Here is a 12,947-nt window from a genome sequence, read left to right as displayed (position 1 = left end):
CGGGCCGGCGACAGGCACACCCCGCMCAATACGGGTACGTTGGGTAGTCGCAGGGTTCGGGGCGGCCAGTCGGCGGGAAACCTTACCGCGCATCTGATCGTTCCAGACTCAGCAGACATCTCGGGCCGCCTGGGAGGGGGACACGGTGACCGACGCGCCGCCGCGTCTGTCCGCGGGGTCCCAGGGCCCGCCCCCGCGGCGACGAAATCGTCTGAATCCGACCGCCCGTGCGTATCGAGGCCCGTCTCCGACCCGGGACGACCACCAGGCACGCGACGACCACCAGGCACGCGACGACCACCAGGCACGCGACGACGAACACGACACTCGCCGGAAGCGGTCTCTGACGTCCCGCCTGCTCACGGTAGTCGCAGCGATGCTCGCCGCCGTGGTACTCCTTGCCGCGGTGGGCGGCTGGACCGCCTACGAGTATTTTGACGCCCAGATCAACCGGATCCGCCTCGGGCTCGGCGGGGACCGGCCGGCGGAGGCCGCGGAGGGCACCCGGAACTTCCTGCTGGTCGGATCGGACAGCAGGGCGGGYACCGGCGGCGAGTACGAGAGCCAGGGAGCGGTGACCGACGAACGGTCGGACACGACGATGCTGGCCCACCTCGACGTGGACGGGACCACGACGATGGTCTCCTTTCCGAGGGACACCCTCGTGCGCATTCCGGGGCACGGCCTCGGCAAGCTGAACTCGGCGATCACCCTCGGCGGTCCCAGTCTCCTGATCAGAACGATCGAGAATCTCACCGACATCAAGATCGACCACTACGTCTCGGTCGATCTGGCCGGTTTCAAGGAGATGACCGACGCCATCGGCGGTGTCACCGTCTGCGTAAAACCGCTACCAAACGGCGGAAAGTCCAATCTGTACGATCCGTGGTCACAGTGGCGGGGCACGGTAGGCAAGAATTATCTCAACGGAGAGCAGGCACTCGCCTTCGTCCGCCAACGCCACGGCCTACCCGACAACGATTTTGATCGCATCCGCCGTCAGCAGCAGTTCATCGGCGCCGTCTTCACCCAGGCAACCACGACCGGGGTGCTCGCCAACCYGGTCAGGCTGGAGAACCTGCTCCAGGCCGCGACCAGGGCGCTCACCGTCGATGACGGCACCAGCATGAACGACATGCGCGCGCTCGCGACACGGCTGCGCGGGATGTCCGCCGATCAGATCCGGTTCGAGACGATCCCCGTACACACCCCGACGCCGGCCGAGGGCGGCAACGCCGTGGGGGAGCTGCCGAGGTTCGGCTCCGTGCAGCTTTACGACCCCGAGACGCTGGAGAAGTTCCTCGCTCCGCTGCGCGGGCGGGCCCGTGACACGCGGGAGTCCTCCGTTACCCCGGCACCGACTCCGACGGTCGACCCGGCGCAGGTGCTGATCGACGTCTACAACGGCGCCGGAGTGGGGGGCCTCGCCGCCAAGGCCGCCGGGGCGCTGCGGCAGGCCGGTTTCCGGGTCGGCCCGCCGCAGACGTGGCAGGCCGGCGTGGTGGAGACGACGCAGGTGCGCTACCGCCCAAGCGAACAGGCCGCCGCCCATGCCGTGCAGGCCGACGTGCCCGGCAGCCGGTTGCGCGCGGACGCCTCCGTCCCCGCCGGCCACATCGCCCTCGTCCTGGGCACGTCCTACAACGGGGTGAACCCGAGTCCAGCGGCCGGGGGCGCCGGATCGACCGGTGGTACCGGCACAGCCGCCGGGGCGACCGGCGGGTCCGCTACGGCGGACCCGCCTCCCGCCTCACCGTCAACGGCCGCGGATCTCACCTCGGGGTGCACGTACTAACCGCTCGCCGTCTGACTCACCGCCGGCTGACTGATCGTTCACCCGACCGTCCGATCACATTCCGCGCCGTCCGCACTACGGCCGGAGACGAGATCAACCCCGCCGCGAACATCCGTGCTTGTCATGGCAACGTCTTGGCCGTCCGGAACGTCCAGTTAGACGGACACGGCTGCCACATCACGACCACGACGGCCGCGGCATGCGTTCCGGCGGGGGTTCTCCCGCCCCGGCCGCCTGAACGAGGAGGGCTTTCGACTCAGGTGAGCCCCGATACCATGCGCCCGCCGGCCCTGCCGTCCGCGTTGGACCCACGTGGGCCCCGTCGCCACCGCTCCCCGCTGCGACGGCTGTCCGTTGGAGCCGTCGCTCTGCTGTCCGTGCTGGTTCTCGGTCTGAGCACCATCGGGTGGGCCGCCTACCGACAGTTCGACAAGGCCGTCACGCGCGTCGACTGGGACATCGAGGGTGCCCGCCCGGCGAGCGCGGACGGCGAGGAGAACGTCCTGCTGCTCGGCGACGACAGCCGGGAGGGCACCGGGGGTGAGTACGGCGTGGTGGACGGCGTCCGGTCCGACACCACCATCATCGCCCACTTCGRCAAGGACGGCTCGGCCACGTTACTGTCCTTCCCCCGGGACATGCTCGTCCCGGTGGTGCCGCGGGAGAAGGCCACCGCCCACGACGGCCGGTCGAAGCTCACCGAGGTGCTCGGGCTGGCGGACGTCCCCGGTCTCGTCACCACGCTGGAGTCCCTGACCGGCCTGAAGATCGACCATACCATCTCGATCAATCTCGCCGGTTTCAAGACGATGACCGACGCGGTGGGAGGCGTGAGCGTGTGCGTGACGCCCCTACCGAACGGCAGCACCCGCAACCTGCACGACTCGATGTCGGGATGGAGCGGACGGCTCGGCGAGAACCGTCTCAACGGTGATCAGGCGCTGGCCTTCGTCCGGACCCGTTACGCGCTCGGGGACGAACGCCTTCGCATTCTGCGCCAGCAGCAGTTCCTCTCCAAGCTGCTGGCGACAGCGACCAGCAGCGGAGTGCTCACCAACCCAGCCAAGATCACTTCACTGATCGGTGCGGTCGGCAGCGCGCTGCGGATCGACCAGGGTCTCGACCAGACCGCGATGCTCAAGCTCGCGAAGCGGGTCAGCGAGCTGGGTCCGGGAAGAATTCACTTCGTGACAGTCCCTACGCACATCGCGCTGCGCTCCGATGGCGCGGTTGACGACCTGGGTTCGATTCCCCMGCACGGGGCCGTACTCATCGTCGATCAGGCCGGCCTCGACCAGGTCCTCGCTCCGCTGCTGCCCGCGGGCACCAAGCCTCCCGCACAGCGAACTCTCGACCCCGCCCAGGTCTCGATCGCCGCCGTCCGCAACGCCTCGGGACGTGCCGGACTCGCCACCGGCACGGTCGACGGACTGYGGGCACGCGGCTTCACTGGGCCGATGACCGCCGCGACATCGACCCGCCAGACTCTGACCGAGGTACGCCATCCCCCGGGCCAGGAGGCTGCGGCACGCACCCTGGCGGCGACGATCCCCGGCAGCCGGATCGTCGCGGACGCCGGCCGCTCCGGGGCCGGCCTCGTCCTCGTCCTCGGATCCACCTTCACCGGCCTGCCCAGCTCCGGCCTGCCCAGCGGTGGGCTGCCGGGCGCGGCGGCAACCGTCGGCACGAGGATCTCGACGACCTCGACCGCCGCCGGTGGTGACACCCGGGCGACCACGATCGGCGGCACCGCGACGCCGACCCCGGCGGCCGGCGGGGCCGGCGTCGGCGGCACCACAGGCACCGCGGCCGCTCCGGTCGGTCCCGTTCCCTCCGACCCCTCGTGCACGCCATGAGCGCCTCCGTGCCGCGGCTGGTCGCCGCACGGACGCTGCTTGGCCCGGCCGCGGACGCCGACGCCGCACCCGCGGCGGGGGTTCGCGGCATCGCGTCCGTCCTCGCGCACCGGCTGGCCACCGATCCCGCCCGCCCGCTGGTCACCTTCTACGACGACGCGACCGGCGAACGCGTGGAATTCTCGGCGACCACCTTCGACAACTGGGTGGCGAAGACCGCGAACATGCTGGTCGACACGCTCGGCCTCGGCATCGGTGACCGGGTCGGCGTCCACCTGCCGACGCACTGGCTCAGTTCGGTCATCCTGCTCGCCACCTGGTCGGCCGGGATGGACGCGGTCCTCGTCCGGGACGCAGCCGGCGAGCAGGACGGCGGGGACGCCGAGAAGGCCGGCGGGGAGCTCCCGGTCGCGACCCCCCTCGACGCGCTGTTCGTGGCCGAGGACCGGCTCGACGAGGCATTCGGCCTGATGGTGGACGAGATCGTGGCCCTGTCACTGCGCCCGCTGGGTGGTCGGATGCGCAGGCCCGTCGCCGGGGTTCTCGACTACGCCGCGGAGGTGCCCCCGCACGGCGATCGGTTCGCCGCCCCGGCAGCGCCGCCTGGGCAGGCCGCGCTGCTGCGCGCGGGTACCGCGATCGCGGGGGCGTGGGGCCTGGGACCCGCGGACCGGGTGCTGTTCACCGCGCCGCTCGCCACGACCGAGGGCCTGGTCGGTTCGCTGCTTGCTCCCCTGGTCGCAGGCTCGTCGATCGTGCTGTGCCGGCATCTCGACAGCGCCGCGCTCCCGCGGCGCATCGAGACGGAGAAAATCACCGCCGTCGGCCGGTCAGTCCTGCGGCACGCGCCCAGCCCACTGCCCGCGGGGGTCCGGTCGCTGCCGCTCCCCCGCCTCGGGTGAAACCCGTACGACCCCCGTATCGGGCCGCGGCCGGGGAATGACCATACCCGACATCCGGGCGGCTCACAGACGGCGTGACCATCGAACGGCGCGACGGCCAACGAGAATTGGGGCAGCGCGGCAGCCGTCTTTACCACGTGCAGCGGAGGTCACTCAGACGTGAGCACGTCACCGGTTCTTCACCTCAGCGTCATCGGCACCGGCTATCTGGGCGCGACACATGCCGTGTGCATGGCGGAACTGGGTTTCGAGGTCATCGGTGTCGATATCGACGCGACCAGGACGCAGCGGCTCGCCGCGGGTGAGGTGCCCTTCTTCGAGCCCGGTCTGGAAGGGCTACTCCGCAAGAACCTGGAGGCGGGACGGCTGACCTTCTCGAGTTCGCTCGCCGAGGCGGTTGACCGGGCCGAGGTGCATTTCATCTGCGTGGGAACACCGCAACGGCCCGATTCCGGCGCGACGGACCTGCGCCACGTCGAGGCGGCGACGAATGGTCTGATCGCGGCCGGGCTGCGGCCCGGGACGCTGGTGGTGGGCAAGTCGACGGTTCCCACGGGCACCGCGGCCCGGCTGGCCGGACGACTTGCCGCCGGCGCCCCGGGCGCGGAACTTGCGTGGAATCCCGAGTTCCTCCGGGAGGGGTCCGCCGTCGACGACACCCTGCGGCCGGACCGCCTGGTCTTCGGGGTCGTCCCGGGTGGCACCGCCGAGGCACGGCTGCGGACGGTCTACGCCAGAACGATCAAAGAAGGCACACCCGTCATCGTCACCGACTTCGTCACGGCCGAAATCGTGAAGGTCGCCGCGAACGCCTTCCTCGCGACGAAAATCTCCTTCATCAACGCGATGGCCGAGATCTGCGACATGACCGGGGGGGACGTGACCGAACTCGCCGCCGCCCTGGCCCACGACCCCAGGATCGGGCCCCGGTTCCTCCAGGCCGGCATCGGCTTCGGCGGCGGCTGCCTACCCAAGGACATCCGTGCCTTCCAGGCCCGTGCGGACGAGCTGGGAGTCGGCTCCGCGCTGGCCTTCCTCACCGAGGTCGACGCCGTCAACACGCGGGCCCGGACGCGGACGGTGGCGCTGGCCACCAAGGCGCTGGGGGGCTCGCCGACGGGCCGGATGGTGGCGGTCCTCGGTGCCGCCTTCAAACCGAATTCCGATGACATCCGCGACTCGCCCGCCCTCGACGTGGCCACCGCGCTGCACCGCGCCGGCGGCCACGTGTCCGTCTACGACCCCGCGGCGATCCCGAACGCCCGCATTCACTATCCGTACCTGCACTACACCGACTCGGTGATACGGGCCGTGGCAGGCGCGGAGATCGTCCTGGTCCTGACGGAATGGAGTGAGTTCCGCGAGATCGACCCGGCCGCCCTACGGCCGCACGTCAGCAGACCCATCGTCATCGACGGACGGCACGTCCTGGATCCCGCGGTCTGGCGGGATGCCGGCTGGATCTACCACGCGCTCGGACGGCCACTCGCGTGACCCACCGACCGGACCGAGCAAGCTTGGTCCGACGACGATCCGACAATGCGGCCTATCCCCACGCCGCCGTGGACCGCTCTACGGCAGAACCTCGACCAGTGCCCCGGTCTCCACCTGGTAGACGAACCCGCGTACCGAGGTGGTGGACTGCAGGAACGGCGACGAACGCAGCACCCTGACGGACTTGCGCACGTCCTCCTCGACATCGGGAAAGGAATACACGGCCCATTCGGGACGAACGCCCGTCTTGCACTCCAACTGGTCCCGGAACCCGTCGTCGGTGATCCTTTCGAGACCACACCCGGTGTGATGCAAAAGAATGATCTCCGTCGTTCCCAGCACGTGCTGGCTCACGGCGAGCGAGCGGACCACATCCGGGGTGATGACACCACCGGCGTTGCGCAGGATGTGGGCGTCACCTTCGACAAGACCGAGCAAGGCCTCCACCTGGATCCGCACGTCCATACACGCAACCACCGCGACGCCCAGGCGCGGCCGCGCGCCGGGCAGGGCAGGTAGCCCGGCCTCCCGCCGCCGGGCGGGGTGACCTGCAGCGTAGCTCAGCAGGAGTTCGGTCRCCGTGGCAGCGCCGCTCACCGGGCTCACCGTATCCGCGGGGCGCACGGTGTCCGCATGGACATCGTCTGCATGGACATCGGCAACGGGGTCGACAGCGGTGTGGTCATCGGTGTCCACGTGGTCATCGGTCCTTGACGTCGGCATCAACGGCTCGGCCAACGACTCGAGCGGATCATGATGATGCGTCCTTCCGATCAATGGTCCCCACTCTCCCAACTGCCAGGATGCCGTCCATGGGCCCAGCTTCGCCAACGTTCCCGAGTTTTTGCCGAAGTTGTGCCACTCACGTTGCCCGCCGCACCGGATTGGTGGCATCACCTAGCGTAGAGATGGGAACAGCTACCCGGTGACTCCACCACGCGCCGGCGCGTTCACCGCTACGTCCGGCATCATGTCCGGTGAGCCGGCCTCGCCGCGGATGTCCACCACGCCACCGTCGACGGGGGTGGCACGGTGGGCGGCCGGGAGCAGCCGGTACTCTCTCTGGGTGGTAAATATCGATCGGGGTCGCCCGTGGTGAGACACCGACAGACCCGCTCACCGGTGCAGGTACTCGTCCACGAGATGGGCAAGTTCGGGCTGGTCGGCGGTGCGTGTTACGCCATCGACTYTCTCGTCTCCAACCTGTGCCACACGCTTCTCGGAATGGGTCCGCTCAGCGCGAAGACCGTCTCCACGGTGGTCGCCGCCACCTTTTCCTACATCGGGAACCGGCAATGGTCGTTCAACCATCGCGCCCGAACCGGTCTACGTCGCGAGTACACACTCTTCGTGATCCTGAATACGGTCGGGTTGCTGATCGCGCTCGGCTGCCTCGGGTTCGCACGCTATGTACTCGATCTCAAGGGCGTACTTGCGTTCAACCTGTTCGGTAACATCATCGGCACCGGGCTGGGCACCGTATTCCGGTTCTGGGCCTACAAGAAGTGGGTCTTCCTCCACCCGGACCACCCCAAGGCCGCCACGAGCTGCGGAGCCCGTCAGGACGGTCGTCGGCACATCCCGGAGCATGCGGGCCGGATCTGACCGCACCAGCGGCCACCGGCCCGACACCCCGGCCCGGCGCGCATTCCGCCACCTGCTCCGGCACCGGACCGGCCGTTTCAGGCGCACCGCGCATCGCCGCCACCCCGGACGCCCAACACGCCCGCCGACACGGCACGACAGCGGAACAGGACGTTCCGCCCTCTCACCGTCCCCGGCGGACAAGTCGGGAACAACCCAGTTCCGATACCGAACGGTTCCCGAACCTTCGCCGGTGGGCTACGCTCGGCGGGCCAGGCTGGCGCCGCGCGCCCACAGCCCTCCATCCAGCGAGACACATCGGCTACCGGGAACGCCGCGTGGAGCGCCGTCCAGTCCGCAGCAACCTGGAGGGTGTGTCGTGACCCCGTTCTCGCTCGCGTCGTCGCACCCCGGCGGCCGACCTCGCGACGAGAGCCGGGACCAGGCGATCCGCACCGCCACCCTGGACCTTCTGGCCGAGGTCGGATACGACGGTGTGACGATGGACCGGGTGGCCACCCGGGCGCGAGCCGGCAAGGCCACCATCTACCGGCGCTGGCCGTCAAAGCTCGCCCTGGTGATGGACGCGGTCAACGCCTTCACCGAGCAGCGGATGCCGGCACCCGACAACGGCTCCCTCCGCCTGGACATCCTTGAGTTCCTGACCTCGTTCCATGACGCGATCCGCGGCGATCGGGGACGGATCCTCGCGGAACTGATCTCGGAGATGCCGCGCAATCCCGGTCTGCRCGACGCCCTGCGCCGCGGCCTCTGGATGCAACGCCAGGCGAGCTCGGAAGCCATCATCGAACGCGGGATCGCCCGCGGCGAGGTCCGCCCGGACRTCGACCGCACGGTACTCATAGAACTCGGAACCGCCGTCATCCTCCAACGGGTGCTGCTGACCGGAGACCCGGTCGATCAGACGTTCCTGGAGATGATCGTCGACGACATCGTGATCCGTTACGCGGCCTGATCCGACACCTTGTCTCCAAGACGACCCGGGATCCCCCTCCGAACACAAAGCTCCTAACATCGAGCATCGAGCCCGACCTGGGCCGAACGGGGCGATCCGTCCCGCTCTAACACAGATGGACGGTTGCGAGAACCGCCCGGCACCACGGCGGGATCAGCAAGATCACGAGTGCGGGCAGGGGCCGCTCTTCGCGCAGCGCAGGAGGACGTCATGCAGTCACCGGGCCCAGGCCCCCAGGACCCGGACGCCCAGACCCAAGGGGTTGACGGCAACGCTGGTGGTTCCTATTCCGCCTCGCCGTACTCCGCGGGCTCGGCACCGTTCGGCGACGAAGACGAGACCCACCTGATCGGCGACAGCGCACCCGGCGTCAACCAGCCCGGCGGCTACCCGCCCACGGCACAGTACTCCCAGCACCAGAACCCCCAGCACCAGTACGCACAGAATCCGTACGCACAGCACCAGCACCCCCAGCACCAGCACCCCCAGCACCAGCACCCCCAGCACCAGCACCCCCAGCACCAGTACGCACAGAATCCGTACCGCGGCACCGATCAGTACCCCCCGACGGCGGTCCACCCACCCAGTGGGGGCTACCCACCCGGGGAGGGCTACGGCCAGGATTATCCCGTCGGCGGCTATCCCACGGAGAGTTATCCGCAACAGGCATATCAGCAGAACTATCAGCCGGGTTACCAACAGGGCTATCAGCAGCAGGGCTACCCCGCGGCRGACGGTTACGGAGGCTATCCGCCGCCGGGGGCGCCCCCCCGGCCCGGCGGCTCTCAACGTCGGCGTAACACCATCATCGCTGCCGCGGTGGCGGCGACACTCCTCCTGATCGTTGTTTCGGTTGCGCTCCTCTCCGGAGGTTCCGACAACCCGGGCACGGTGGCCGCGTCCGAAAGCCCCAGCGCCTCGCCGACCTCGACAAGCCCATCGTCATCGCCCTCGCCAAGTCCAAGTCCGAGTCCGAGTCCGAGTCCGAGTGTGAGTCCGAGTGTGAGTCCCTCGGCGCAGTTCACCTCGGCGCAGCACGCCCTGCTGGCCAAGCTCGACTCGTCCGTGATGATGGACTGCGAGCCCAACAGCGAAGCCGAGGGCGGCCACATCAAGGCGTCGTTGTTCTGCAACTCGGATGATGGGAAGGTGGTAGCCGCCTACTCCTACGCGACCACCAGTGATCTGAACAGCGACGTCGAGGTGCGCAAGTCCCTGGTCACCACCACCGGAGGCAAATGCGAGCAGGGCGGCGACGAGGTCTTTACCTGGAACTTCCACGAGGGTGCGACCCAGGGCACGGCCGTCTGCAACGTACGTGACGGTGATCATTTCATCTTCTGGTCCTACAACTCCACGTTGGTCTCCTTCATGGCGACCGGCCCCGACGGGGCGGCCCTGTACGAATGGTGGAGTAATTTCGATCCGGTGCCCAAGGCCTGACGTCGCGGTGGACGCCRCCGGGACGCGGCCACGTCCACACGGCGGGGCGCCGTTTGCTGTGAATTCGATCTTGCCTGCTTGCCTTCGGCCGGGCGGGTGGTGATAGAGCAGTATTTGTGACGCAGTAGCCTGACATCGCCCATATCCGGGTGGTGAGGGGCCTACGCTGGGGTCGCACCTGTCACCCATCTCGGGAGGAACCGTGCCCAGCCCCGGCCAAGGCGACAACGAAGCGTCGCAGGTGTCCGAGCCACCGCCGGACTTGCCGCGGCCAGGGAGYGGCCCCGATGCAGACCCGGACGGGCCTGACCGGACCATCCTGTATCCACTGCACCGGGGACCAGGGGTGGAGCCGGGGCATGCCTTGTCGCCTCCGCCATACACGAATCCGGTCCCACCGCCGTCGGCCCTGGGCTCGGGACCGCCGCCGGGTTCCATACCGCAAGGCCCGGTTCTGCCACCGGGCCCGCCGGTTCCCGCGGTTCCCACGGTTCCCCCCCGCTTCGGGGGACTGCCCGGTCCGGGTGGCCTGCCGGGGCCGCCCGCGCCCTCCACTCCGTCATGGCCTCCCGCTCCCCCCGGGCCACCCGAATCTCTCGCCCCGCCCGGCTCCGCCCCGCCCACCGGCCCCCCCGCCTGGTCCGCCCGGGCGGACCAGCCTGGTCCGGGCGGGCAGGGACCGCCTGGCCTGCCGGCTCGGTCGGGGACGCAGGGACCTCCCGGCCCCCCGGGCCCCCCCGGGCCACCCACAGGCATGGCCGGCCCGCCCGGTCCGCTCTACTACGGCTCGCCAACCAGATCCGGCAGCTCTGACTCCCCGGTGGCCTTCGGCCCCCCCCTGCCTTCGGGACCTCAGACGTCCTCCGGAGTGTCGATGTCCCCACACCACACCCCATCGTCACCGTGGCCGGACGACGGCGACCTCACCTATCGCCTGACCCCGCCCACCGGACGGCCCGGCATCCAGGGCGGCGACCCTAACCAGCCCGGAACCCTCGCGAACCAGCCCGGAACCCTCGCGGCCGAAACCGGCACCGGGCTCGGCACGAACGGTGACACGGCCTTCCTCGGAGCCTTCGAGGCCCGGGGCAGGTCCACGAACGGCGTTGACGCGCAGGCCGAGCCGTCCGCACCGCCCATCGGTTATCCGGCGCCAACTCCCGGAGCGACAATCGGTGTCAACCCGCCGAACGGATTCCCTTCGGTGAGCGGAACTCCGGTCACATCCGGCGCATCTCCGCTTCCCGTATCACCCGCCGACCACCCGTTGACGGGCGGGACGCCTGTCCCGACCGGCGGCTTTCCAGCGTCGGCGCCCGTCAATCTCCTCGGCACGTCCGCCCCCTCGGTCGACACGGCCACCGCCGTGCGGCTCGGCGCGCCTGCGGATTCCAGACGGCCCTCGTCGTTACCGGGGCTGTTGCCGGGACTTCCGCCGGAGCCGCCCGTCCACCCGACGGGAATCCCCGCCGGCGCGGCCGGACCCGGGCTCACCGAGCGCGCCGTGGCCCCCCTGGCCCCCATGGCCAAGCGCGGCACGGCCTCCCGGCACGAGGTCAGCGTGGATCGACGCCTGCTGTTCGCGGGCGGCGGTCTCCTCCTGACCCTGGTGATCCTGCTCGGAGTCGTCGTCTTCACCGGCGGGGACGGCGCCGACACGACGAGCGGACAATCCGTCGCCAGAACATCGACCATCGAAGCGTCGGGGAGCGGTGGACAGCCGGCCGGCAATCCACAGGAGATCCTCCGCTCACTACTGAACCCGGTCGTCATGACGGGATGCGCCGTCCCCGCACACCGTGACAGCGCCTACGCCGACGCCGCCCTCGTCTGCAAGGATTCCAGCGGCATCGAGGTCACCGCCTTCCACTTCCCGAGTCAGTCCGCCATGGACCGGCAGATCGGCGCCCGTGAAACGTACTACTATGACGAGGGGAACTGCGACGATGGYCAGCAGAGCTCGGAGCAGTGGAGCTCGCCGGCCGAGTCGACCGGTGGCACCCGGCTGTGCTACTTCTTCGCGAAGCGTTTCTACGAGTTCTGGACCTACGACGACTATCGAATCGCGTTCTCCGCGGATGATCAAGATCCGGGTAACCTCAACAGATGGTGGAAGTCGTTCGATCCACTCCGCCATTGAGCTGACCTTCCTCGGGAGGCCGGATACCTGTGAACGGTTCCGAAGACGGATTCCCGCGGAATCCGGCCGACGGTGACGAGGATCCATCCGGTGGAACCGGCTCGTGGTGGCGTCGTGGACCCCTCACCGCGATCGTCCTGATCATCGCGGCTCTGATCGCGAGTGGCATCACCATCGGACTCGCCGTGACCCACGATCCGAGCGACAGCCCCGCCGGTCGCCACCCGTCGGCGTCCGGCACGACGGGCACCGCAGGCACCGTGGCCTCCGGAGGGCCCGGCGTCGGACCGTCGCCGGGCCCGACGCTCGACGCCGCCGAGGCCCGGCTGCGGTCCTCGCTCAAGCCGTTCGCGGTCGACGAGTGCACGAGTGCGCCGCCCAGCGAGGGACAGGCGGTACCCGATGGCGTGGAGGCGGCCCTCAGCTGCGTCCCCGGGGTGGCGACCGACGCTCCAGCCCCCGCTCGAATCCTCGTCCTGCGTTACCGGGACGCCTCGGCCCTGACCCGCGACATCGCCCGCCGGTCCGCAGCCCTCGCCGACGTCGGCGACTGTTATCAGGGACAGACCGGCATCGAACGCTGGGCACGCGGCTCCCGACGCCGTGGCACCTTCCTGTGCGATGCAAGACCCGGCCGGTTCTCGGTGTTCTGGACGGTTGACGACGAGCGTCTCGGCTTCGCCACGGAGGACCCGCAGGCCGACAAATTGCTCGCATGGTGGCGGGAGTTCGATCCGGTGTGACGGATCTGCCGTGC

The 12,947-nt window shown here is 69.5% G+C and carries 11 protein-coding genes; 9 read left to right on the top strand and 2 right to left on the bottom strand.

Annotation, left to right across the window (positions count from 1 at the left end; translation table 11 throughout):
• Positions 1-145 precede the first annotated feature (145 nt).
• The 4 genes from KBI5_RS01750 to KBI5_RS01735 all read left to right on the top strand — a co-directional run bounded on the left by KBI5_RS01750 (position 146) and on the right by KBI5_RS01735 (position 6,047).
• Positions 146-1,795 carry an LCP family protein gene (locus KBI5_RS01750; RefSeq protein ID WP_085014123.1) on the top strand — a complete coding sequence of 550 codons (1,650 nt, stop codon included), beginning with the start codon at positions 146-148 and terminating at the stop codon, positions 1,793-1,795.
• A 275-nt stretch (positions 1,796-2,070) separates the two neighbouring features.
• Entirely contained in the window at positions 2,071-3,651 is a 1,581-nt protein-coding gene (locus KBI5_RS01745; RefSeq protein ID WP_085014164.1) for an LCP family protein, read from the top strand.
• Positions 3,648-4,553 (top strand): TIGR03089 family protein, encoded by a 906-nt coding sequence (locus KBI5_RS01740; RefSeq protein ID WP_011435163.1) that lies wholly within the window; start codon positions 3,648-3,650, stop codon positions 4,551-4,553. Before KBI5_RS01745 ends, KBI5_RS01740 begins: the two co-directional genes overlap by 4 nt.
• 159 nt (positions 4,554-4,712) lie before the next feature.
• Positions 4,713-6,047, top strand: coding sequence for a UDP-glucose/GDP-mannose dehydrogenase family protein (locus tag KBI5_RS01735; protein ID WP_011435162.1), 1,335 nt, complete (start codon positions 4,713-4,715; stop codon positions 6,045-6,047).
• A 78-nt stretch (positions 6,048-6,125) separates the two neighbouring features.
• Here the strand turns inward: KBI5_RS01735 and KBI5_RS01730 are convergent, their stop codons facing one another.
• Positions 6,126-6,743: a carbonic anhydrase gene (locus KBI5_RS01730; RefSeq protein ID WP_085014163.1), complete on the bottom strand. Its 618-nt coding sequence runs from the start codon at positions 6,741-6,743 to the stop codon at positions 6,126-6,128.
• Positions 6,744-7,142: 399 nt separating this feature from the next.
• Between KBI5_RS01730 and KBI5_RS01725 the strand changes: the two genes are divergently transcribed.
• On the top strand, positions 7,143-7,652 hold the full coding sequence (locus tag KBI5_RS01725) for a GtrA family protein (protein WP_241882604.1): 510 nt from the start codon (positions 7,143-7,145) through the stop codon (positions 7,650-7,652).
• Positions 7,653-8,010: 358 nt separating this feature from the next.
• Positions 8,011-8,607, top strand: coding sequence for a TetR/AcrR family transcriptional regulator (locus KBI5_RS01720; RefSeq protein ID WP_085014122.1), 597 nt, complete (start codon positions 8,011-8,013; stop codon positions 8,605-8,607).
• 216 nt (positions 8,608-8,823) lie between these two features.
• Here KBI5_RS01720 and KBI5_RS27495 read toward each other — a convergent pair whose 3' ends face one another.
• Positions 8,824-9,186 carry a hypothetical protein gene (locus KBI5_RS27495; protein WP_133056951.1) on the bottom strand — a complete coding sequence of 121 codons (363 nt, stop codon included), beginning with the start codon at positions 9,184-9,186 and terminating at the stop codon, positions 8,824-8,826.
• Positions 9,187-9,609: 423 nt separating this feature from the next.
• Here KBI5_RS27495 and KBI5_RS27485 point away from each other — a divergent pair, with 423 nt between their 5' ends.
• The 3 genes from KBI5_RS27485 (at position 9,610) to KBI5_RS01705 (ending at position 12,933) form a co-directional block, all read left to right on the top strand.
• Entirely contained in the window at positions 9,610-10,050 is a 441-nt protein-coding gene (locus tag KBI5_RS27485; protein ID WP_051868615.1) for a hypothetical protein, read from the top strand.
• Between the two features lie 874 nt (positions 10,051-10,924).
• A complete protein-coding gene (locus tag KBI5_RS01710) occupies positions 10,925-12,190 on the top strand; it encodes a hypothetical protein (protein WP_023839887.1) in 1,266 nt (421 codons plus the stop codon).
• A 29-nt stretch (positions 12,191-12,219) separates the two neighbouring features.
• The gene (locus KBI5_RS01705; protein WP_011435156.1) at positions 12,220-12,933 is read left to right on the top strand and encodes a hypothetical protein; all 714 of its coding nucleotides are present in this window, start codon (positions 12,220-12,222) and stop codon (positions 12,931-12,933) included.
• Positions 12,934-12,947: the final 14 nt, after the last annotated feature.

It is taken from the genome of Frankia sp. KB5 (assembly GCF_002099325.1).
In the GTDB taxonomy this organism is placed as follows: domain Bacteria; phylum Actinomycetota; class Actinomycetes; order Frankiales; family Frankiaceae; genus Frankia; species Frankia casuarinae.
This window is presented reverse-complemented; position numbering and strand designations above follow the sequence as displayed.